The following is a 20,177-nucleotide window of genomic DNA, read 5'->3' on the forward strand; positions in this document are numbered from 1 at the left end:
ACCCTGGCCGTGTGGGTGAGACGTGGAGCGGACCGGGGCCCGGCGGGGCGCAGCCTCCGCCGCACGCCCCGCACGCCCCGCACGCCCCGCACGCCCCGCACGCCCCGCACGGGCGGGACGTGCAGGACCCGGCGGTGGCTGCCGCCTTCGCGACCGGGACCGCCCCGCCCACGACGCCGGGCGAGGCCCCCGCGACGCCGTCCACGCCCCTCGAGGTGCTCACCCGCGTCTGGGGCTACGACGCCTTCCGCGGGCAGCAGGCCGAGATCATCGAGGCCGTCAGCAGGGGTGAGGACGCGCTCGTGCTCATGCCCACCGGCGGCGGCAAGAGCCTGTGCTACCAGATCCCCGCGCTCGTCCGGGAGGGCACCGGCGTCGTCATCAGCCCGCTCATCGCGCTCATGCACGACCAGGTCGACGCGCTCGAGCAGCTCGGGGTGCGCGCCGCGTACCTCAACTCCACCCAGACGGCCGACGAGCGCCGCGCCGTGGAGCGCCGGCTCCTGGCGGGCGAGCTCGACCTGCTCTACCTCGCCCCCGAGCGCCTGCCCGTGGCGGCGGAGCTGCTCGACCGCGCCCGCATCGCGCTCTTCGCCGTCGACGAGGCGCACTGCGTGGCCCAGTGGGGCCACGACTTCCGCCCCGACTACCTCGGGCTCACGATCCTGCACGAACGCTGGCCCGGGGTCCCGCGCATCGCGCTGACCGCCACCGCGACCGAGGAGACGCGCGAGGAGATCGTCCGCAACCTCCGCCTGGGCGGCGCCCGCGTCTTCGTCTCCAGCTTCGACCGGCCCAACATCCAGTACCGTGTCGGGACCAAGCAGGAGGCCCGCCGGCAGCTGCTGCAGCTCATCCGGACCGAGCACGACGGCGAGGCCGGCATCGTCTACTGCCTCAGCCGCGCCTCGGTGGAGCGCACGGCCGAGTGGCTGGCCGGCCAGGGCGTTCCCGCCCTGCCCTACCACGCCGGTCTGCCCGCCGAGCTGCGCCTGCAGCACCAGACCCGGTTCCTGCGCGAGGACGGCGTCGTCATGGTCGCGACCATCGCCTTCGGCATGGGCATCGACAAGCCCGACGTGCGCTTCGTCGCCCACCTCGACCTGCCCAAGAGCATCGAAGGCTACTACCAGGAGACCGGTCGCGCCGGGCGCGACGGGCTGCCGTCGACGGCGTGGCTGGCCTACGGGCTGCAGGACGTCGTCCAGCAGCGGCGGATGATCGAGGGCGGCGAGGGGGACCGGCAGCGCAAGCGCGCCCAGACGCTCCACCTGGACGCGATGCTCGCGCTGTGCGAGACGGTGCAGTGCCGCCGCCAGCAGCTGCTGCGCTACTTCGGCGAGGCGAGCGGACCGTGCGGCAACTGCGACACCTGCCTCGACCCGCCCGAGGCCTTCGACGGCACGGTCCCGGCGCAGAAGCTCATGTCCACGATCGTGCGGCTGCAGCGGGAGCGGGGCCAGCAGTTCGGCGCCGGGCACCTGGTGGACATCCTGCTCGGCCGGGAGACCGAGCGGGTGGTGCGGATGCGCCACACCGAGCTGACCACGTTCGGCATCGGCACCGAGCTGAGCGACCAGGAGTGGCGCGGCGTGGTGCGCCAGCTGCTGGCCCAGGGCCTGCTCCAGGTGCAGGGCGAGTACGGCGTCCTGGCGCTCACCGACGCGGCGGGGGAGGTGCTGCGCGGGCGGCAGGAGGTGCGCCTGCGCCGCGAGCCCGAGCGGGCCAAGGCCGTCCGCCGGCCCAGGGGCGGCGCCGCGCCGCCGGCCCTGGACGAGCCCCAGCAGGAGCTCTTCCAGCAGCTGCGGGCCTGGCGCGCCGCCGTGGCGAAGGAGCAGGGCGTGCCGGCGTACGTCGTCTTCAACGACGCGACGCTCGCCGCGATCGCGCAGGCCCGGCCGACCTCGCTCAACGAGCTGCGCGGCATCTCCGGCGTGGGCGACGCCAAGCTCGAGCGCTACGGCGAGGCCGTCCGCGAGCTCGTCACCGGCAGCTGACCCTCCGCACCTGCGTCCCATCTCTCCCCTCACATCCGCAGCTGCGGATAGGGTGGCGCCATGACCGAGATCAGGATCGCCGACGCCGCCCGCTTCCTCGGCGTCAGCGACGACACCGTCCGGCGCTGGATCGACCAGGGCACGCTGCGCAGCACCCGCGGCGTGACCGGCCAGACCGTGGTGGACGGACTGGAGCTGGCCCGCCTGCTCAAGGACCGCTCCGTGCGGCCCGAGGACCCCGCGCGGGTCGCCAGCTCGGCGCGCAACCGGTTCGTGGGGCTGGTCACCGAGGTCGTCTCGGACACCGTGATGTCCCAGGTGGAGCTGCAGTGCGGCCCGCACCGGGTGGTCTCCCTCATGAGCACCGAGGCCGTCCGGGACCTGGGCCTGGAGCCCGGCCGCGTGGCCACGGCCGTCGTCAAGTCGACCGACGTCGTCGTCGAGACCCCGGGGACGTGAGGCGGCGGTGCACACCAGGACCACCGCCGTCGCGCTCCTCCTCGCCGGTCTCGGGCTCGGCGCCGCCGGGTGCGGGGCCGGCCCGTCCCCCGCGGCCGGCGGCGAGCCCGCCACCGTCCTCGACGTCCACGCCGCGGCCTCCCTCACGGACGTCTTCACCGAGCTCGCCGAGCAGTTCGAGGCGCAGCACCCGGAGGTGGAGGTGTCGCTGAACTTCGCCGGCTCCTCCGCCCTGGTCCAGCAGATCGCGGCGGGCGCGCCCGCCGACGTCCTCGCCACCGCCGACGAGCGGAGCATGGCCGCGGCCGTGGACGCCGGCCTCGTCGACGGCGCGCCCGAGGTCTTCGCGACCAACGTCCTGACCGTGGTCGTGCCCGCGGGCAACCCGGCCGGCGTCGGGACCTTCCGGGACCTGGCCGAGCCGGGCGTGCAGGTCGTGGTGTGCGCGCCGCAGGTGCCGTGCGGCGCCGCCGCGGAACGCGTCGAGGAGGCCGCGGGCGTGCGGCTGAGCCCGGTGAGCGAGGAGGGCGCCGTGACGGGCGTGCTCGGCAAGGTCGTCTCGGGCCAGGCGGACGCCGGCCTGGTCTACGCCACGGACGCGCGCTCGGCCGGGGACGCGGTCGAGGTCGTCGAGGTCCCGCAGGCGTCCCGGGCCGTGACCCGCCCGGCCGTCGCCGCGCTCGCGGACGCCGACGCGCCGGCCCGGCAGTTCCTCGAGCTCGTCGCCGGCGACCGCGGCCGGGAGGTCCTGGCCGGGGCGGGGTTCGGGGCGCCGTGATCCGGCGTCGTCCCCGCGGGTTCAGCACCGTCCCCGGCTGGGTGTGGATCCCGGCCGCCCTGGGCGCCCTGGTGGTGGTCCTGCCGGTCCTCGGGATGCTCTCCCGGGTGGACGGGGGCGGCTTCCTCGGCCTGGTCACCTCGGAGTCCTCCCGCACCGCCCTGTGGCTGAGCCTGCGCACCGCGGCCGCCTCCACCGCGCTGTGCGTGCTGCTGGGCGCCCCGCTGGCCCTCGTGCTGGCCCGCGCGCGGCCGCCCGGCGCCCGGCTGCTGCGCTCGCTGGTGCTGCTGCCCCTGGTGCTGCCGCCCGTGGTCGGCGGGATCGCCCTGCTCCACACCTTCGGGCGCCACGGGCTCGTCGGGCGCCACCTCGAGCTGGCCGGCATCAGCGTCGCCTTCACCACCGTGGCCGTGGTGCTTGCCCAGACGTTCGTGGCGCTGCCGTTCCTCGTGGTCAGCCTCGAGGGCGCGCTGCGCAGCGCCGCGGCCGGCTACGAGGAGGTCGCGGCCACCCTCGGCGCCCGGCCCACCACCGTGCTGCGGCGCGTCACCCTTCCCCTGGTGCTGCCGGGACTGGCCTCCGGCGCCGTGCTCTCCTTCGCGCGCTGCCTGGGCGAGTTCGGGGCCACCCTGACCTTCGCGGGCAGCCTGGAGGGGACCACCCGCACCCTGCCCCTGGAGATCTACCTGCTGCGGGAGACCGACCCGGACGCCGCCGTCGCCCTCTCGCTCGTGCTCGTGGTCGTGGCGGTGCTCGTCGTGGGGCTCACGGCCCCCGGGCGCCGGACGGCGGGCCGGCGATGACGGAGGGACTGTCCGTGGACGCCCGGGTGGCCGCGCGGGACTGGGCCCTCTCGCTGAGCGTCCCGCCGGGGGCCACCGTGGCGGTGACCGGCCACAACGGCGCGGGGAAGTCCACCCTGTTCGCCGTCCTCGCCGGGCTGCTCGTGCCGGACACCGGCCGGTGCACCCTCGGCGGGTCCGTCCTCTTCGACCTCGACGGCTCCGGGCGCGGGAGCTGGGCGCCCCCGCACGAGCGCGGCATCGCGCTCATGGCGCAGGAGCCCCTGCTGTTCCCGCACCTGAGCGTGCTCGAGAACGTGGCCTTCGGCCCGCGCAGCCGCGGCGCCGGCCGCGCCCGGTCCCGGGACGCCGCCCGGCACTGGCTCGCCGAGGTGGGGGCCGAGCAGTTCGCCGGCCGCCGCCCGGCCCAGCTCTCCGGCGGGCAGGCGCAGCGCGTGGCCATCGCCCGGGCCCTGGCGGCCGAGCCGCGGCTGCTGCTGCTGGACGAGCCGTTCTCCGCCCTGGACGCGGCCACCACGCCGGTCGTCCGCGAGCTGCTCGTCCGGGTGCTGGAGGGCCGGACCGCCCTGGTCATCAGCCACGACCCCGAGGACGCCGCCGCGCTGGCCGAGCGCGTCGTGGTGCTCGAGAACGGCCGGGTCGCCGGTCCGCGGTGAGCCGCCCCCTCCGCCGGCGGTGAGCTGGATCACAGTACGATGTGCTCACCACCGTACGGTTCGACCCGGTCCCGGCGGGCCACCCCTCCGCCCGGACCGACGAAAGGACATCCCATGAACCCGGTCCTGCGCGGGGAATCCCCGTCCGTGGAGCAGCACCCCGGCATCCCCTTCCCGGACGCCGACCTCTTCTGCTTCGCCGCCCTGCTGTCCCCGTCCGAGCGCGCGCGGCTGGCCGGGCTGCGCGCCTTCCTCCAGGAGCAGGTCCGTCCCGTGGTCACGCCGTACTGGAACCGCGAGGAGTTCCCGTCCCACCTGCTCCCGGACCTGGCCGCCCACGGGCTCGGCGAGCTCGAGCTCTCCGGGGCGAGCCGGCTGTTCCGGGGCCTGGCCTACGCCGAGGTCGCCCGGGCCGACGTCTCCCTGAGCGCCCTCGTGGGCATCCACAACGAGCTCGTCGTCGACCTGATCGACGCCCTGGGCTCGCCCGAGCAGAAGGCCCGGTGGCTGCCGGAGCTGCGCCGCTTCCGGGCCCTCGGCGCGTTCGCCCTCACCGAGCCCGAGCACGGCTCCGACATCGCCGGCGGACTGGCCACCACCGCGACCCGCGACGGCGACGAGTGGGTGCTCACCGGGACCAAGCGCTGGATCGGCGCCGGCACGATCGCCGACGTCGCGATCGTCTGGGCCCGGGACACCGCCGACGGGCAGGTCAAGGGCTTCCTCGTGGAGACCGACCGCCCGGGCTGGTCCGCCACGAAGATCGAGCACAAGATCGGCCTGCGGATCATGCAGAACGCCGACGTCGTCCTGGACGAGGTCCGGATCCCCGCCGCCGGCGCCCTGCCCGGGGCGCAGGACTTCGCCGCGGCCAACGAGATGCTGCGCAACTCCCGCGCCTGGGTGGGCTGGCAGGCGGCCGGGGTGCAGCTGGCGATCTTCGACGTCGCCCGGGCCTACGCCCTGGCCCGGACGCAGTTCGGCCGCCCGCTCGCGAAGTTCCAGCTCGTCCAGGAGCCCCTCGCCCGGATCCTCGGCAACACCACCGCCACCCTGGGCCTCATGGCCCAGATCGCCCGGCTGCAGGAGGACGGCGGCTTCGACATGCCCCACGCCGCCCTGGCCAAGGCCACCACCACCTCCCTGGCCCGGGAGTCGGCCGCCCTGGGCCGGAACCTGCTCGGCGGCAACGGCGTGGTGACCGACCACGAGATGGCCAAGCTCTTCAACGACGTCGAGATCCTCTACACCTACGAGGGCACCTACGAGATCAACGCCCTCATCGTGGGCCGCGCCGTCACGGGCGTCTCCGCGTTCGTCTGAGCGGGGCCCGCGCGCCACCGCCCGGCCACCTCCCACCACCCCCGAGCAGCTCCCCGGAAGGAGCCCGCATGGACGTCACCGACACCTCCGCCCTCGTCACCGGAGCCGCCTCAGGACTCGGCGCCGCCACCGCCGCGATGCTGGCCGGGCGCGGCGTGCGGGTCTTCGCCGTCGACCTCCCGGCCGCGATCGAGAAGGCCCCCGACGTCCCCGGCGTGCGCCACGTCCCCGCCGACGTCACCGACCGGGAGCAGGTGCGCGAGGCCGTGGCGGCCGCGTCCGCCGCCGGGCCCCTGCGCACCGTGGTGAACTGCGCCGGCATCGGCCCCTCCGCCCGGGTGCTGGGCAGGCAGGGCGTGCACGACCTCGACCTGTTCGAGACCGTGCTGCGCGTCAACCTCCTCGGCACGTTCACCGTCCTGGCGCTGGCCGCGGAGCGGATCGCGGCCACCGACCCGGTCGACGACGACGGGCAGCGCGGGCTGGTCGTCAACACCGCCTCCGTCGCCGCGTTCGAGGGGCAGGTCGGGCAGGCCGCCTACGCGGCGTCGAAGGGCGGGGTGCACAGCCTGGGCATCACCGCGGCCCGGGACCTCGCGAGCGCCGGGATCCGGGTGAACACCATCGCCCCCGGGGTGGTGGAGACGCCCATGCTCGCGGCGGTGAGCGACGAGTTCCGGGCCGGTCTCGCCGCGGGCGTGCCGTTCCCGCGCCGGCTGGGCCGGCCCGGGGAGTTCGCCCAGCTCGTGGCGACGTTCCTCGACAACGACTACCTCAACGGCGCCACGGTCCGCATGGACGGGGCGCTGCGCATGGCGCCCCGCTGAGGGCCCGCCCCATAGACTGGGGCCCATGACCACCGACTTCTCGCCCGTCGACCTCGCCACGGCCCGCGACCGCCTCCGCCAGCTGATCACCGACCTCGCCGTGGTGCGGGGCAAGGTGACGCTCGCCAGCGGCATCGAGGCCGACTACTACGTGGACCTGCGCCGCGTGACCCTCCACCACGAGGCGTCCCGCTACGTGGGCCAGGTGATGCTGGCCCTGCTCGACGAGGCGGGGATCTCCTGCGACGCCGTGGGCGGGCTGACCATGGGCGCGGACCCCGTGGGCCACGCGATCATGCGCACGGCCGGTGACCAGGGCCGGGCGATCGACACGTTCGTGGTCCGCAAGGCCCAGAAGAGCTACGGGATGGGCCGCCAGGTCGAGGGCCCCCCGGTGCGGGGCCGCGACGTCGTCGTGGTGGAGGACACCTCCACCACGGGCGGCTCCGCGCTCACCGCGGTGGAGGCCCTGCAGCGGACCGGCGCCAACGTGGTGGCCGTGGCGATCATCGTGGACCGGCGGACCGGCGCCAAGGAGCGCATCGAGGAGACCGCGGGCGTGCCGTGCCTCTACGCCTTCACGAAGGACGAGTTCGGGCTTGACTGACCCCGTCGACGAGGCCGGTGCCCCGGCGGCCCCGGCGGTCGGCGTCGGCCCCTGGGAGGGCCCCTGGCCCGAGGGCGGGCAGTGGGACCCGGAGCTGCTCGAGCACGGGGACCGGCGCAACGTCGTGGACGCCTACCGGTACTGGACGATGGACGCCATCGTGGCCGATCTCGACACCCGCCGGCACGGCTTCCACGTGGCCGTGGAGAACTGGCAGCACGACCTCAACATCGGCTCGGTGGTGCGCACCGCCAACGCGTTCCTCGCCCGGGAGGTGCACATCGTGGGCCGGCGGCGCTGGAACCGCCGCGGAGCGATGGTCACCGACAGGTATCAGCACGTGCGCCACCACGCGAGCGTCGAGGAGTTCACGGACTGGGCGCACGCCGAGGGCCTGCCCGTGATCGGGATCGACAACTTCCCCGACTCGCAGCAGCTCGAGACCTACGACCTGCCGGCGCGCTGCGTGCTGGTGCTCGGCCAGGAGGGACCGGGGCTGAGCCCCGAGATGCACGCGGCGGCCGGGACCACCCTGTCCATCGCCCAGTTCGGCTCGACCCGCTCCATCAACGCCTCGGCCGCGGCCGCGGTGGCGATGCACGCCTGGATCCGGCGGCACGTCTTCGGCCAGCCCGTCGTGTGACGGGCGACCCGCGGCGTCCACCCGTCGTCCCCCGGCGCCGGTTTGGCTAGAGTGGGAGCCAGGCCACACCCGAACCGAAGGAGCCAGCATGCCCATCGCAACCCCTGATGTCTACGCCGAGATGATCGACCGGGCCAAGGAGAAGGGTTTCGCCTACCCGGCCATCAACGTCACGTCCTCCCAGACCCTCAACGCGGCCATCCGCGGCTTCGCCGAGGCCGGATCGGACGGCATCATCCAGGCTTCCACCGGCGGGGCGGCCTACTGGTCCGGGGCCTCCGTGAAGGACATGGTCACCGGCTCGCTCGCGATGGCCGCCTTCGCCCGCGAGGTCGCGAAGAACTACGACGTCAACATCGCCCTGCACACCGACCACTGCCCGCAGGACAAGCTCGAGGGCTTCGTGCTGCCGCTGCTCGAGGAGTCCGAGAAGGCCGTGGCCCGCGGCGAGGACCCGATCTTCCAGTCCCACATGTGGGACGGCTCCGCCATCGAGCTCGACGAGAACCTGAAGATCGCCCAGGAGCTGCTGGCCCGCACGAACAAGGCCAAGATCATCCTCGAGGTCGAGATCGGCGCGGTCGGCGGCGAGGAGGACGGCGTGGAGAACGCGATCAACGAGAAGCTCTACTCCACCGTCGAGGACGGCCTGGCCACGGTCGAGGCCCTCGGCGCCGGCGAGAACGGCCGGTACCTCACCGCCCTGACCTTCGGCAACGTGCACGGCGTGTACAAGCCCGGCGGCGTCAAGCTGCGCCCGGAGCTGCTGCAGCAGATCCAGGAGGAGGTCGGGAAGAAGATCGGCAAGGACCGTCCCTTCGACCTCGTCTTCCACGGCGGCTCCGGCTCCACCGCGCAGGAGATCGCGAACTCCGTGGAGTACGGGGTGGTCAAGATGAACGTGGACACCGACACCCAGTACGCCTTCACCCGCCCGGTCGCCGGGCACATGTTCACCAACTACGACGGTGTGCTCAAGGTCGACGGCGAGGTCGGCAACAAGAAGAAGTACGACCCGCGCGTGTGGGGCGCCCTGGCCGAGGAGCACATGGCCGCCCGCGTGGTCGAGGCCTGCCAGAACCTCGGCTCCGCCGGGACCTCCGTCAAGTAGCGACTCCACCCCGCCGCGGCCGCCCTGCGCGGCCGCGGCGGGCGACGGCGGCGCCCTGCCCGCGCGGGGCGCCGCCGTCACTCTTTCCACGTGCGAGCATCGGTTCTTCCTCTACCTCATTCAGGCATTGCACTTATTGCACTTATTGTTCGAGAGTGCCATGATCAGACATGAAGGAGGGACCATGTCCAAGACATCGAGGCTTGAGATCCTCGACCCTACAAAGGTCCAGATCGAACAGGCTCGTGAACTCGTCTCAGCTCTCAAGAGCCAGACGAGTCCGACAGTGCGGATCCAGATAGGCGAGAGCTCCCATGAGGTTCCGGCTCAGCTCGCCGGACTTGTGGAAGATCTGCTGAAGCGAGTGGCCCAAGGCCAGCACGTATCCATTGGGGGTACGCCAGAAGAAGTCACCACGACGGTTGCGGCCAAGATGTTGGGGATGTCCCGTCCGACACTGATGAAGCTGGTGCGGGAGCGCAGGATCCCGTCGCGCTCGGTGGGCAAGCACACCCGTCTTCGCGCGGAGGACGTTCTGGCATACCGGAAATCCGAGTGGGAAGCGCGCGACCAAGCATTCGAACGTCTGCGCAATCCCTCCGAGGATCTCGAGATGGCACCCTAGTCCAGTCGTACCGTGCGCGTGGGGCCGGCGCTCATAGACTCAAGGTCATGAATGCTGGCCCCACTCACGTCCTCCTCGACGGCCAACGTCCTCTTCTCCCGTGCTTGCCGGGATTGGATCGCTCGGGGAGCACTGCTGTGCCGAGAGGGGATGTTCGTGCCCCACTGGACGGAGGACGTCCTGTCCGAGTGGATGTACCGATTGAGGCGAAAGAACCCCACGGCGCCTGACAGCAGCATCGGCCAGAAGAGGCGGGATCTGGAGGGAGCCTTTCCGCAGGCCCTTGTCACCGGGTACGCCATCATGGACTCACCCTTCGCCGATCCGAATGACGCTCATGTTCATGCAGCGGCAGTCCAAGCCGGTGTGGACATGGTGATCACGCAGGATTCAGGATTCCACGCGGTCGATGGTCATGTCCTCGATGACTTGCCCTATGAAGTGTGGACGCCGGACGACTTCCTCGTGCTCATGGCGGACAGCTCGCCCGGACTTCTGTTTGCGCTGGTCGAAGACCAGCTCGGATATTGGAGCAGAAGGAGTCCCGGCGATGTCGACCTGCCCGGGCGTCTGCGCGCCGCTCAGCTGTGCCAGTTCGCCTCGCAGGTCGAAGAGGTGCTGAGAACGATGGCGATGAGCGGTCGGTGGTAGGTACGGCTTCCTGCTCACTTTTCTCCCTCGGCCTTACTTGCAGCACTCGCAACTGCCCGGATATTGGTCGCACCTGCTTGCAGAGGCCGAGACATACCTGAGCCACCCGCCGCGTAGGCTTAGAGATGATCATCCGGGGCCAGGCCCCGTCGCACAGAGACCTACGGAGCACACAGCATGTCCCTCACCGGCAAGAACCTGCTCGGCGGCCCCGAGCCCACCCATCTCACCGAGGACCCGGGGCTGACCGAGCGCATCGAGGCGGGCGACGAGGCGGAGGACCTCGCCGCGCGCTTCCCGAAGGCCTCCCTCGCGTGGGCCATGTGCGCCGAGGACGCCCTCGCCGAGGGCCGCACCCTCGAGGGCTACGCCTTCGCCCGCGTGGGCTACCACCGCGGCCTCGACGCCCTGCGCGGCCACGGCTGGAAGGGCCACGGGCCCGTCCCGTTCTCCCACGAGCCCAATCGCGGCTTCCTGCGGGCGCTCGCGGCCCTGGGCCGGGCGGCCGCGGCGATCGGCGAGTTCGACGAGGCCGAGCGCATCCAGAAGTTCCTCAACGACTCGGACCCCACCGCCGCGGAGCAGCTGCAGCGCTGATCCGGCAGGCCGGACGGGCCCGGGGACGGCTGACGTCCCCGGGCCGTCCTCGTGCGCGGTCACGACCGTTGTCGCCCGGCCGGCGCGGTGCCAGCATGGAGGCATGGCAGCCCTGCAGATGCCGATCCCGGAGGGCCCCGGGGTCCACCGCGTGCTCGGGGTCGTGAACCCCTACGACATGGCTCTCGACCGGGAGATGTGGCGGTGGATGCCCGCGCCGACGTCCCTCGCGGTGGCGCGCACCCCGTTCCACCCCATGGTGGTCGACGAGCTCATGGCCGCGCGGATCGGCGACGACGCCGAGATCCGGGCCGCGGCCCGCTCCCTGGCGGCCGTGGCCCCGGAGTCCGTGGTCTACGCCTGCACCTCCGGCAGCTTCGTGCACGGCGGGGAGGGGGCCCGGCGGATCTCCCGGACGATCGCGGAGGAGGCCGGCGTCCCGGCGGTCACCACGTCCGAGGCGCTGCTGGAGGCCCTGGACGTCCTGGGCGTGAGTGCCCTCGCGATCGCGACCCCCTACGTCGAGCGGCTCACGCAGCGGCTGGAGGACTTCCTCGCGGAGGACGGCAAGGACGTCGTCGCCTGCGCCGGGCTGGGGCTGGACCGGCTCATCTGGCACGTCCCCTACGCCGTGACGGCGGACCTCGTCCGCCGGGCGGACCGGCCGGGGGCCCAGGCCGTGTTCGTGGCGTGCACCAACCTGCCCACCTACGACCTCATCGCGCCCCTCGAGGAGGAGCTGGGCAAGCCGGTGCTGAGCGCCAACCAGGTGACGCTGTGGGCGGGCCTGCGCCGGATGGGCCTTGCCCCGGAGGGCCCGGGGCAGCGCCTGTGCGCCCTGCCGGCCCCGGAGGTCGAGCGGTCCTGACCCGGGCGGCCCGCTCGGTGCCGGGGTCAGGCCCGGAACAGGGCGCCGAGCCGGTCGGCGCGGGCGGGGTGCCCGGCCAGCCGCAGCCCGTGCCACGCCGTCACCTGGTTGGCGGTCAGCACGGGCAGCCCGAGCGCCCGCTCGAGCCCCGGCAGGGCGGCCACCGTGTGCAGGGCCGTGTCCGGGACGAGCAGGCACTCGGCGCCCCGGACGTCGGCGGCGCGCGCGGCCCCGAGCAGCCACTCGGCGTCGAGGCGCCCGGCGTCCTCGCCGCTGGGGACGTCGTGGGCGGACAGCGCCGTGACCGTGATGCCGTCCCCGGCCAGGAAGGCCGTGAAGTGCGCCGCGACGTCCGCCGGGTAGGTCGCCGCCACCGCGACCCGGCGGGCCCCCAGGTGCCGGACCGCCGCGGCGAAGGCCCAGGACGTCGAGGAGGCGGGGACCCCGCTCGCCGCGCCCACCCAGTCCGACTGCGCGCGCGCGCCCTCCCGGCCGTGCACGAAGCTGCCCGAGGTGCAGGCCCACAGCACGGCGTCCGGGGCGTGGGTGCGCGCCCGCCGGGCCGCGGGCTCCAGGTGCCGGCGGGAGCCGAGGTCCAGCAGCGCCGCGACGTCGTGCGCCGTGCCGCCCTCCCAGGTGCGCACCACGGGGAAGGCGGCGTCCGGCACGAGGCGCTCCAGCACCTCGTAGTCGTCCTCCGCGCTGTGCCCCGGATAGAGCATGACCACGGTGTGCACGGTCCCGGCACCTCCTTCCCGGCGGGGTTGACCGGATCGACGAAAAGCTTACAGTTTGATTGTCGACAATCGTAGCGTCCGGAGGAGGTCCCGTGCAGGACGTGCTGGAGCTGTCCGCGGTGGAGCTGACGTCGGCCTACGCGGCCGGTGAGCTCTCGCCCGTCGAGGTCGTCGAGGCGACGCTGCGCGCCATCGAGGCCGTGGACCCGGTGCTCAACGCCTTCTGCCTGGTCGAGGGGGACGCGGCGCTGGCCGGCGCCCGGCAGTCCCGGGAGCGCTGGGCCCGCGGCGCGGGGCGCGGACCGCTGGACGGGGTGCCCACCACCGTCAAGGACCTGCTCCTGGCCCGCGGCCGGCCCACCCTGCGGGGCTCCCTGCTCATCGAGGAGACGGGGCCGTGGGAGGAGGACGCGCCGTCGGTGGCACGTCTGCAGGAGGCCGGCGCGGTGCTCGTCGGCAGGACCACCACCCCGGAGTTCGGCTGGAAGGGCGTCACCGACAGCCCCCGCACCGGTGTCACGGTCAACCCCTGGGACACCGCCCGGACCGCGGGCGGCTCCTCGGGCGGCTCGGCCGCCGCGGTCGCGGCCCGGCTCGGCGCCCTGTCGGTCGGCACCGACGGCGGAGGATCCGTGCGCATCCCCGCCTCCTTCTGCGGGATCGTCGGGCTCAAGCCCACCTACGGGCTGGTGCCCCTGTACCCGGCGAGCCCCTTCGGCACGCTGGCCCACGCCGGGCCGATGGCCCGCACCGTGGCCGACACCGCCGCGATGCTCGACGTCCTGTCCGGGTACGACCCCCGCGACTGGTCGGCGCTGCCGACCCCCACCGGGAGCTTCCTCGGGCGGCTGGCCGGTCCGGAACGGGCGGCCGGCCTGCGCGTGGCCTTCAGCCCGGACCTGGGCTACGGCACCAACGACCCCGAGGTCGAGCGCGCCGTCCGGGCGGCCGTCGGGGTGCTGGCGGACCTCGGCGCGTCGGTCGAGGAGGTGGAGCTGGGCGAGGAGGACCCCGCGTGGGCCTACCACGTGCTCTGGTTCAGCGGCGCGGCGTCCGTGGTGGCCGGCTACGGCCCGGGCGCGCGCGAGCGGATCGACCCCTCCCTGCGCGCCGCGCTCGAGCGGCACCACGGCTTCAGCGCCCAGGACTACCTCGACGCCACGGCCTGCCGCATGGCCTGGGGCCGCCGGATGGGGCTGCTGCACGAGCGCTACGACGTCCTCGTCACGCCCACGCTGCCCCGGACGGCCTTCGAGGCCGGCACGGACGTCCCGGCCGGGTCCCCGAGCCCGGACTGGACCAGCTGGACGCCCTACTCCTACCCCTTCAACCTCACCCAGCAGCCCGCGATCACCGTCCCGTGCGGACTCACGGGGGAGGGCCTGCCCGTCGGCCTGCAGATCGTGGGCCCGCGCCACGGCGACCAGCGGGTGCTCGACGTCGCGGCCGCCTACGAGGCCGCCGCCGGCCGGGACCCCCTGCGCCCGCCGCTCGCCGCCCGGTCCTCCTCCGCCGTCGCCGAAGGGAGCACCCCGTGACCCGCTACCTCACCGTCACCCTGGAGCGCCGCGCCGTCACGGCCCGCGCCCGCCTCCTCGACCGCGAGGCCCCCCGGACCGCCGAGGCCGTGTGGCAGGCGCTGCCGCTGGCCGGACAGGTCTTCCACGGGAAGTTCGCCCGCAACGAGATCTACGCGCTGGTCCCGGGGTTCGCCCCCGAGGAGCCGGGGCCCGAGAACCAGACGGTGACGCCGATCCCGGGGGACCTCTGCTACTTCAGCTTCGACGGGGTGCTCGAGAACCCGGCCTACGGCTACGACGCCTCCTCGGGGACCTCGGAGCACCGGCTGCTCATCGACCTCGCGGTCTTCTACGGGCGCAACAACCTGCTGCTCAACGGCGACGTGGGCTGGGTGCCGGGCAACGTCTTCGCCACGATCGAGGACGGCCTCGACGACCTGGCCGCCGCGTGCCAGGACGTGTGGATGGGCGGGGCGCGCGGGGAGACCCTGCGGTTCGCCCGCGCGGAGGGGCCCTGAGCCGGCACCGTGGCGCGAACTAGGATGGATCCTCGGTCCGGGCGCCCGCCCCGGGCCGTGCAACAGATGGAGAGCAGCATGGCAGCCCGGTCGACCCTTCCTCCCGTGGTCCAGGAGTCGACCCCTGCGCTCATCGCCAGGATCCTGCGGGAGGCCATCGCCGACGGGCGCTTCCCGCCCGGGAGCCAGCTCGTGGAGCAGGAGCTGGCCCGGGAGCTCAACGTGAGCCGCGGGCCGCTGCGCGAGGCCATGCAGCGCCTCACGCAGGAGGGCCTGCTCGTGGGCCACCGCAACCGCGGCCTGTTCGTGATGGAGCTGACCGAGGACGCGGTCCGGGACATGTACCTCGCCCGGGAGGCCGTGGAGTGCGCGGCCGTGCGCCGGATCGTGGCCACGGGCACGGGGCCACGGGCCGCCGAGGCCCTGGCCGTGCCGCTGGCCGCGATGCGGGAGGCCGCCCCGGAGCCGAACGGGCACGAGATGTCGGAGGCGGACCTGCACTTCCACGAGCTGCTCGTGGAGCTCGCGGGCAGCCCCCGGCTGCTCAACATGCACCGGACGCTGCTCACCCAGATCCGGATGTCCCTGACCGGCATGCAGGGGACCTACGAGTCCGCCGACGCCCGCCTCCGGGAGCACGCCGAGATCGTGGCGGCGCTGGACGAGGGGGACGCGGAGCGCGCGGACGGGCTGCTGCGGGCGCACATGCAGGACGGCCTCGAGCGGGTGCTGGGCGCCTGAGCGGTCCCCGGGGCGTGCTCCGGGCCGGAGCGGTCCGGTCAGGGCACGCCGGGATCCTCGCCCCGGCCGGGACCGTCACCGAGACCGTCACCGGGGCCGTCTCCGAGGTCCTCGGCGTTCCGCGGCTCACCGTTGCGGGGCCGCTCACCGTGGCGCGGCGGCTCGCCGTTGCGGGGCTGCTCACCGTGGCGCGGCCCTGAGCCGTTGCGGGTCCCCGGGCCGCTGCGGGTCCGCCGGCCGCTGCGGGTCCCCGTGCCGCTGCGGCGGCCGGGCCCGCGCGGGCGCCACGAGGGGCGGGGCCAGTCCCGCTTGGGCAGGCGCACGTTCCACTCGCCCGCCCCGGGCAGCCGCCACCCCCGCCGCCGGGCCACCACGGTGACGGCGGCGGCCGTGAGGATCGCCGCGGCCATGCCCCAGTTGGGGTAGCCCAGGCCGTGCAGCACGGCCATCTCGGCGCTGGCGATCACCGCACCCGTGGCGTAGAGGGTGTTGCCGCCGAAGATCATCGGCACCCGCCCCACCGCGATGTCGCGGATCATCCCGCCGCCCACGGCGGTGATCACGCCGATCATGACGGCCGGCAGCCAGGTCAGGCCCACGTCGAGGGCCTTTCCGGTGCCCGTGGCCGCCCAGCAGCCCACGGCCAGGGCGTCGGCCACGACCAGCACGCGGTTGGTCCACTTCCCCTGGAGCTGCAGGAAGAAGGCGATCGCCGCCCCGGCGATCGCCGTGATGAGGTACGCGGGGTTCGTCAGGGCCACGGGGAAGCCGACCTGCAGCAGGGTGTCGCGCAGCAGGCCGCCGCCGAGCGCCGAGACGACGGCCAGGAACAGGAAGCCCACGGGGTCCATCTTCAGCTGGCGCGCCACCGCCCCGCCCAGGATGCCGTTGGTCAGCACGCCGAGCAGGTCCACGACGTCGAAGGCCATGCTCGGGTCGAGGTCCTGCACCGCCACCACGTCCACGCCCACCTCCTCCACGGCCCACCGACGCCCGAGAGTAGCACCCGGCCCCCGCGCCCCGGCCTCCGGGGACCGCGTCCCCGGAGACGCTGCTCCGGCGGGCCGCGGAGCGGGAGAGGCAGGTCACAATGGCGCGAGATCCCGGTGTTCCGCCAGAATGAGCGGCAGGAGCTGAGCCGACGCCGGGTGAGGCCCGTGCGGAAGGTGGTGTCGGCTCATGAGCGGAGTGTTCCGGCACGAGCTCACGGTCACGGACCCGCTGGTCCTGGCCGCCCTGGGGGAGCGGACCGGGATGCGCTTCGGGTACGGCACCGAGGACCCGCACTTCTCGTACTCGCTGTCCCGGGCCGGGGACGAGCAGGTCGCGGTGTCCACGGTGCACGTGGGCGGCGCGATGTCCCTCTGGGGGGACACCGAGGTCTTCACGGTCGCGCACGTGCGCGGCGCCCGCTACGACTGGCAGATCCGCGACGAGTCCGGGGCCGCCGCCGGCGGGTCCTCCGTGCTGTTCCGTCCCGAGCACCCGTCCCTGGTGGTGGCCCAGGACGTGGACGTCACCCTGGTCCACCTGCCGGTGGAGCTGGTGCAGGAGACCGCGGACACCGTGTACGGGACGAGGACCCCGGTCGCCTTCGCCGCCGCCACCTCGGCGGGCGACCGGCTGGGGCAGTACTGGTCGGGCCTGGCCCGCTACGGGGCCGGTGTCGTGGCCTCGGGGGCCTTCGCCGAGCCGCTGGTCCGCGCCGAGCTCACCCGACAGTTCATGGTGGGACTGCTCGAGTGCTTCCCGCTGACGGGGGACCCCGACGAGCGCTGCCTGTCCATGGAGGCCCAGGCGCGCCGCTACCGCCTCGCGGTGCAGTTCCTCGACGACCGCGCCTCGGACCCGGTGACCGTCGAGGACGCCGCCCGGGCGGCGGGAACGACCACGGGCGCCCTCGTGCGCGCCTTCCGGGCCAATCACCCGCTGGGGCTGACCCCCGCCCAGTACCTGCGGCGGATCCGGCTGGACGCCGCCCACCGCGAGCTGGCGGCCGGGGACCCCGGGGCGGGGGACACCGTGAAGGAGATCGCCGCCCGCTGGGGCTTCAGCCACCCGGGCCGCTTCGCACGGGACTACCGGCAGCTCTACGGCACCACCCCGCGCCGCACCCTCGACCACTGAGCCGCACCGGCCCCGGGGCACGGCCCGCCGCTCAGCCCGCGAGCTCCGCCCGGGCGAGGTCCAGGGCGCGGGCCAGGCGCTGCACGCCCACCTCCGTGCGCTCGGGGCTCGTGGACGCGAAGCACAGCCGGAAGGCGTCCTGGAACCGGCCCGAGGGGGACAGCGCGGGGCCGGGGATGAAGGCGACGCCCTCGGCGAGCGCGATCTCGAACAGGCGGGGAGTGGCCACGGCCGCGTCCTCGCCCTGCAGGGTCACCCACAGGAAGAACCCGCCCTCGGGGTCGGTCGTGACCACCCGGGAGCCCAGGTGGCGGGCGATCGAGGCGTCCATGGCCTGCTTGCGCCGCCGGTACTCCGTGCGCAGCCCGGTCAGGTGGTCGTCGTAGCCGCCCTGGCGCACGAAGCGCTCCACGATGTGCTGGGCGGGCACGTTCGTGCACGTGTCCATGGCCTGCTTGCCCGCGATCAGCAGCTTGCGCAGCCGCGGGTCCGCGTCCACCCAGCCCACGCGCAGGCCGGGGGCGAGGACCTTGGAGAAGGTCCGCACCGAGAAGACGAGCGGGTCGTCCGGGCTGATCTCCCGGAAGCCGGGGACGTCCTCGCCGGCGAAGCGCAGGCCCCCGTACGGGTCGTCGTCGATGATCACGGACCCCCACCGGTGGGCCAGCTCCAGCAGGCGCCGCCGGCGCGGCTCGCTGAGCGTGGTGCCGGAGGGGTTCTGGAAGTTCGGGATCGTGTAGACGGCCCGCGGGGTGCGCCCGGTCTCGGCGACCAGCGTCTCGAGCGCGTCCACGTCCAGGCCGTCCTGGTCCACGGGGACCTCGAGGACGTCGGCGCCGTAGCTCAGGGCGGTCCCGGAGCCGTTCGTGTACGTGGGGGACTCGACCACCACGAGGTCCCCGGGGTCCACGAAGAGCTTGAACGCGAGGTCGAGGCCCTGCATGCCGCCGGAGGTGATGACGAGCCGTTCGGGCCGGGTCGGCTCCGGGGTCGTGGAGTGGTGGGCCACGACGGTCTCCAGCAGGCCGGGCTCGCCCTCCGTGGCCCCGTACGTGAACGAGCTGTCGTCGAGGACCTCGGCGGCGATCCGCCGGAACTCCTCCGTGGGGATCACCTCGGCGGCCGGGGCGCCCATCGCGAAGCGGACGATGTCGTGGGTCTGGGCGGCGAGCAGGGACGTCGAGGAGTCGATGACCGAGCCCACGAGCCCGTCGGCCCGTCGGGCCAGGGGCAGCAGGCCCCGGTCGGGGTCGCCGCCCACGCCGGCGGTGGGCTTGGTGAGCAGGCTGTCGACGGTGGTGAGGGACGTGGCGGTGGTGGTCATGGGCTCACTTCCTGATGAGGGCGCGGGGGAAGGAGGTCAGGGCCTCCGTCCCGGTGGCGGTGATGCGGATCGTCTCGGAGACCTCGTAGCCGTACCCGGTCATCCACATGCCGCAGATGAGGTGGAACGTCATGTTCTCGGCGAGCACGCTCTCGTCCTCCGAGCGGATGCTGATGGTGCGCTCGCCCCAGTCGGGGGGATAGCCGATGCCCACGGAGTAGCCGAGCCGGCTGGGCTTCTCGAGCCCGAACTCCGCGAGCGCCCAGTTCCAGGTGCTCGCGAGCTCGCGCACCGGGACGCCGGCGGCGGTGACGTCGAGCACGGCCTCCAGCCCGGAGGCGACGGCCTCCTCCAGCAGGCCCAGCTCGGCCGTGGGCGGGCCGAGCATGACCGTGCGGGCCAGCGGCACGTGGTAGCGCCGGTGCACCCCGGCGAGCTCCACCACCACGGCGTCGCCCTCCTGCAGCACCCGGTCCGACCACGTGAGGTGAGGGGTGTCGGCGGAGGCCCCGGTGGGCAGCATGGGGACCATGGCCGGGAAGTCGCCCCACGCGTCGCCGACCCCCTCGACCTGGGCCCGGGAGATCTGCGCCGCGACGCGGTGCTGCGGGACCCCGGGCTCGATCGCGTCGATCGCGGCCTGCATCGCCGCCGTGGTGACACGGGCCGCCGTGCGCAGGTACTGGATCTCCGCCGGGGACTTCACAACGCGCACCCAGTTCACGAGGTCGAAGGCGTCCACGAGGGTCCACTCCGGGAGGGCGTTGACGAGCGAGCGGTAGCCCTTGGGGGAGAAGAAGTGGGAGTCCATCTCCAGGCCCACGCAGCCCCGGGCGGCCGGGGCGACCTGGCCGCGGCGGCGCAGGGCGAAGGCCACCCAGTCGAACGGGTGCAGGTGCGGCCGGTGCACGTAGCGCTCGGGGTAGCCGACGATCTGCTCGGGGTGCAGCCGGGCGGTGCGGAACGCGCCGTTGGCGTCCATCTCCCGCAGGAACAGCAGCAGCTCGCCCTCCGCGGGCACGAACAGCAGCTGCGGGGTGTAGAAGGACCAGGCGTCGTAGCCCGTCAGGTAGAACATGTTCCCGGGGTCGGTCACGATGAGCCCGCTCAGCCCCTGCTCCGTCATCTTCTCCCGCACCGCGCGCAGCCGGGCGGCGTACTCCTCGTCGGGGAACAGCGCGGGGCGCACCTCCGGATCCGGCCGGGCCCCGCCGGCCGCGCGCCCGTCGGGCAGGGCCCCGCCGGCCACGGGAGCATCGGTCAGG

22 protein-coding genes are annotated in these 20,177 nt (G+C 73.9%); 18 read left to right on the top strand and 4 right to left on the bottom strand.

The genetic code is table 11. The features are described from left to right. The first annotated feature begins 11 nt into the window (after positions 1 to 11). The 14 genes from recQ (at position 12) to ACPYN7_RS05815 (ending at position 11,945) form a co-directional block, all read left to right on the top strand. A complete protein-coding gene (gene recQ / locus ACPYN7_RS05750; RefSeq protein WP_424346995.1) occupies positions 12 to 1,997 on the top strand; it encodes a DNA helicase RecQ in 1,986 nt (661 codons plus the stop codon). A gap of 60 nt (positions 1,998 to 2,057) precedes the next feature. After that, positions 2,058 to 2,456, top strand: a complete 399-nt coding sequence (locus ACPYN7_RS05755; protein ID WP_424346996.1) for a TOBE domain-containing protein — start codon at positions 2,058 to 2,060, stop codon at positions 2,454 to 2,456. A gap of 7 nt (positions 2,457 to 2,463) precedes the next feature. Continuing rightward, a complete protein-coding gene (modA, locus tag ACPYN7_RS05760) occupies positions 2,464 to 3,234 on the top strand; it encodes a molybdate ABC transporter substrate-binding protein (protein WP_424346997.1) in 771 nt (256 codons plus the stop codon). Next, the gene (locus ACPYN7_RS05765) at positions 3,231 to 4,037 is read left to right on the top strand and encodes an ABC transporter permease (RefSeq protein WP_424346998.1); all 807 of its coding nucleotides are present in this window, start codon (positions 3,231 to 3,233) and stop codon (positions 4,035 to 4,037) included. Before modA ends, ACPYN7_RS05765 begins: the two co-directional genes overlap by 4 nt. After that, the gene (locus ACPYN7_RS05770; protein WP_058875484.1) at positions 4,034 to 4,693 is read left to right on the top strand and encodes a sulfate/molybdate ABC transporter ATP-binding protein; all 660 of its coding nucleotides are present in this window, start codon (positions 4,034 to 4,036) and stop codon (positions 4,691 to 4,693) included. The genes ACPYN7_RS05765 and ACPYN7_RS05770 overlap by 4 nt, the downstream gene beginning before the upstream one ends. A gap of 114 nt (positions 4,694 to 4,807) precedes the next feature. Next, on the top strand, positions 4,808 to 6,016 hold the full coding sequence (locus ACPYN7_RS05775; protein WP_424346999.1) for an acyl-CoA dehydrogenase family protein: 1,209 nt from the start codon (positions 4,808 to 4,810) through the stop codon (positions 6,014 to 6,016). Between the two features lie 68 nt (positions 6,017 to 6,084). Further along, positions 6,085 to 6,843 carry an SDR family NAD(P)-dependent oxidoreductase gene (locus ACPYN7_RS05780; protein ID WP_424347000.1) on the top strand — a complete coding sequence of 253 codons (759 nt, stop codon included), beginning with the start codon at positions 6,085 to 6,087 and terminating at the stop codon, positions 6,841 to 6,843. Positions 6,844 to 6,868: 25 nt separating this feature from the next. After that, positions 6,869 to 7,450: an orotate phosphoribosyltransferase gene (gene pyrE, locus ACPYN7_RS05785; RefSeq protein ID WP_058875481.1), complete on the top strand. Its 582-nt coding sequence runs from the start codon at positions 6,869 to 6,871 to the stop codon at positions 7,448 to 7,450. Then, the gene (locus ACPYN7_RS05790) at positions 7,443 to 8,093 is read left to right on the top strand and encodes a TrmH family RNA methyltransferase (protein WP_058875480.1); all 651 of its coding nucleotides are present in this window, start codon (positions 7,443 to 7,445) and stop codon (positions 8,091 to 8,093) included. Before pyrE ends, ACPYN7_RS05790 begins: the two co-directional genes overlap by 8 nt. An 88-nt stretch (positions 8,094 to 8,181) precedes the next feature. Continuing rightward, complete coding sequence (gene fbaA / locus ACPYN7_RS05795) at positions 8,182 to 9,204, top strand: class II fructose-bisphosphate aldolase (protein ID WP_058875479.1); 1,023 nt, start codon at positions 8,182 to 8,184, stop codon at positions 9,202 to 9,204. A gap of 184 nt (positions 9,205 to 9,388) precedes the next feature. Beyond that, positions 9,389 to 9,829 (top strand): helix-turn-helix domain-containing protein, encoded by a 441-nt coding sequence (locus ACPYN7_RS05800; RefSeq protein ID WP_058875478.1) that lies wholly within the window; start codon positions 9,389 to 9,391, stop codon positions 9,827 to 9,829. Between the two features lie 51 nt (positions 9,830 to 9,880). Next, complete coding sequence (locus ACPYN7_RS05805; RefSeq protein WP_424347001.1) at positions 9,881 to 10,480, top strand: PIN domain-containing protein; 600 nt, start codon at positions 9,881 to 9,883, stop codon at positions 10,478 to 10,480. 177 nt (positions 10,481 to 10,657) lie between these two features. Next, positions 10,658 to 11,077 carry a DUF3151 domain-containing protein gene (locus tag ACPYN7_RS05810; RefSeq protein ID WP_058875476.1) on the top strand — a complete coding sequence of 140 codons (420 nt, stop codon included), beginning with the start codon at positions 10,658 to 10,660 and terminating at the stop codon, positions 11,075 to 11,077. A gap of 103 nt (positions 11,078 to 11,180) precedes the next feature. Next, a complete protein-coding gene (locus ACPYN7_RS05815; protein ID WP_424347002.1) occupies positions 11,181 to 11,945 on the top strand; it encodes a maleate cis-trans isomerase family protein in 765 nt (254 codons plus the stop codon). A 26-nt stretch (positions 11,946 to 11,971) separates the two neighbouring features. Here ACPYN7_RS05815 and ACPYN7_RS05820 read toward each other — a convergent pair whose 3' ends face one another. Next, positions 11,972 to 12,682, bottom strand: a complete 711-nt coding sequence (locus tag ACPYN7_RS05820) for a maleate cis-trans isomerase family protein (protein WP_424347003.1) — start codon at positions 12,680 to 12,682, stop codon at positions 11,972 to 11,974. A gap of 92 nt (positions 12,683 to 12,774) precedes the next feature. On the opposite strand from ACPYN7_RS05820, the gene ACPYN7_RS05825 reads away from it, so the two are divergent. From ACPYN7_RS05825 to ACPYN7_RS05835, 3 genes are all read left to right on the top strand, one after another. Next, positions 12,775 to 14,220 carry an amidase gene (locus ACPYN7_RS05825; RefSeq protein ID WP_424347004.1) on the top strand — a complete coding sequence of 482 codons (1,446 nt, stop codon included), beginning with the start codon at positions 12,775 to 12,777 and terminating at the stop codon, positions 14,218 to 14,220. Beyond that, positions 14,217 to 14,720 (top strand): DUF3830 family protein, encoded by a 504-nt coding sequence (locus tag ACPYN7_RS05830; RefSeq protein WP_368827500.1) that lies wholly within the window; start codon positions 14,217 to 14,219, stop codon positions 14,718 to 14,720. Before ACPYN7_RS05825 ends, ACPYN7_RS05830 begins: the two co-directional genes overlap by 4 nt. A gap of 78 nt (positions 14,721 to 14,798) precedes the next feature. Beyond that, on the top strand, positions 14,799 to 15,461 hold the full coding sequence (locus tag ACPYN7_RS05835) for a GntR family transcriptional regulator (RefSeq protein WP_424347005.1): 663 nt from the start codon (positions 14,799 to 14,801) through the stop codon (positions 15,459 to 15,461). A gap of 38 nt (positions 15,462 to 15,499) precedes the next feature. Here ACPYN7_RS05835 and ACPYN7_RS05840 read toward each other — a convergent pair whose 3' ends face one another. Continuing rightward, entirely contained in the window at positions 15,500 to 16,426 is a 927-nt protein-coding gene (locus ACPYN7_RS05840) for a trimeric intracellular cation channel family protein (RefSeq protein WP_424347006.1), read from the bottom strand. A gap of 214 nt (positions 16,427 to 16,640) precedes the next feature. On the opposite strand from ACPYN7_RS05840, the gene ACPYN7_RS05845 reads away from it, so the two are divergent. Then, positions 16,641 to 17,588, top strand: a complete 948-nt coding sequence (locus ACPYN7_RS05845; RefSeq protein WP_424347007.1) for a helix-turn-helix transcriptional regulator — start codon at positions 16,641 to 16,643, stop codon at positions 17,586 to 17,588. Between the two features lie 31 nt (positions 17,589 to 17,619). Here the strand turns inward: ACPYN7_RS05845 and ACPYN7_RS05850 are convergent, their stop codons facing one another. Both ACPYN7_RS05850 and ACPYN7_RS05855 read right to left on the bottom strand, forming a co-directional pair. Continuing rightward, complete coding sequence (locus tag ACPYN7_RS05850; protein ID WP_424347008.1) at positions 17,620 to 18,912, bottom strand: PLP-dependent aminotransferase family protein; 1,293 nt, start codon at positions 18,910 to 18,912, stop codon at positions 17,620 to 17,622. Between the two features lie 4 nt (positions 18,913 to 18,916). Continuing rightward, positions 18,917 to 20,146, bottom strand: coding sequence for a M24 family metallopeptidase (locus ACPYN7_RS05855; RefSeq protein ID WP_424347015.1), 1,230 nt, complete (start codon positions 20,144 to 20,146; stop codon positions 18,917 to 18,919). Positions 20,147 to 20,177 lie beyond the last annotated feature (31 nt).

The organism is Kocuria sp. CH-021 (assembly GCF_049716185.1).
GTDB classification, from domain to species: domain Bacteria; phylum Actinomycetota; class Actinomycetes; order Actinomycetales; family Micrococcaceae; genus Kocuria; species Kocuria cellulosilytica.

Coding starts and splice junctions, on each gene's coding strand:
- ACPYN7_RS05755 (WP_424346996.1), top strand. CDS start 2,058: ATGACCGAGATCAGGATCGCCGACGCCGCCCGCTTCCTCGGCGTCAGC.
- ACPYN7_RS05770 (WP_058875484.1), top strand. CDS start 4,034: ATGACGGAGGGACTGTCCGTGGACGCCCGGGTGGCCGCGCGGGACTGG.
- ACPYN7_RS05775 (WP_424346999.1), top strand. CDS start 4,808: ATGAACCCGGTCCTGCGCGGGGAATCCCCGTCCGTGGAGCAGCACCCC.
- ACPYN7_RS05780 (WP_424347000.1), top strand. CDS start 6,085: ATGGACGTCACCGACACCTCCGCCCTCGTCACCGGAGCCGCCTCAGGA.
- pyrE (WP_058875481.1), top strand. CDS start 6,869: ATGACCACCGACTTCTCGCCCGTCGACCTCGCCACGGCCCGCGACCGC.
- fbaA (WP_058875479.1), top strand. CDS start 8,182: ATGCCCATCGCAACCCCTGATGTCTACGCCGAGATGATCGACCGGGCC.
- ACPYN7_RS05800 (WP_058875478.1), top strand. CDS start 9,389: ATGTCCAAGACATCGAGGCTTGAGATCCTCGACCCTACAAAGGTCCAG.
- ACPYN7_RS05805 (WP_424347001.1), top strand. CDS start 9,881: ATGCTGGCCCCACTCACGTCCTCCTCGACGGCCAACGTCCTCTTCTCC.
- ACPYN7_RS05810 (WP_058875476.1), top strand. CDS start 10,658: ATGTCCCTCACCGGCAAGAACCTGCTCGGCGGCCCCGAGCCCACCCAT.
- ACPYN7_RS05815 (WP_424347002.1), top strand. CDS start 11,181: ATGGCAGCCCTGCAGATGCCGATCCCGGAGGGCCCCGGGGTCCACCGC.
- ACPYN7_RS05835 (WP_424347005.1), top strand. CDS start 14,799: ATGGCAGCCCGGTCGACCCTTCCTCCCGTGGTCCAGGAGTCGACCCCT.
- ACPYN7_RS05845 (WP_424347007.1), top strand. CDS start 16,641: ATGAGCGGAGTGTTCCGGCACGAGCTCACGGTCACGGACCCGCTGGTC.
- ACPYN7_RS05850 (WP_424347008.1), bottom strand. CDS start 18,912: ATGACCACCACCGCCACGTCCCTCACCACCGTCGACAGCCTGCTCACC.